Genomic DNA, 320 nt, shown 5'->3' on the forward strand with positions numbered 1-320 from the left:
GGCGGGGTGAACTTCACGAAGTAGTCACCCGCGCCGAGGTTCTCGAACAGGTACTCGCCGTTCGCGTCCGTGGTCGTGGTGCCCACCGACACGGGCCCGTTCGGACCCTGCCGGAAGAGCTCCACCGGCACGTTCGGCACGCCCGCCTCACCGGCGTCCTGGACACCGTTGCGGTTGACGTCGTCGAACACCTTGTCGCCCACGGCCCCGATCGGCGGCACGAGACCGAAGTCCCACGTGCGGTCCTGCTCGAGCTGGTCGAGCGTGAACACCGCGGTCACGCCGGTGGCGTCACCGTCGGAGTCGGCCGCGTCGTCGCC

The 320-nt window shown here is 70.0% G+C and carries 1 protein-coding gene; it reads right to left on the reverse strand.

Features of this window, described 5'->3' with window-relative positions:
* Positions 1 to 320, reverse strand: a 320-nt coding sequence (locus UK23_RS31180; RefSeq protein WP_045315273.1) for an SdrD B-like domain-containing protein, incomplete at both ends; no start/stop codon positions are given.

Source organism: Lentzea aerocolonigenes (assembly GCF_000955955.1).
GTDB lineage: Bacteria > Actinomycetota > Actinomycetes > Mycobacteriales > Pseudonocardiaceae > Lentzea > Lentzea aerocolonigenes_A.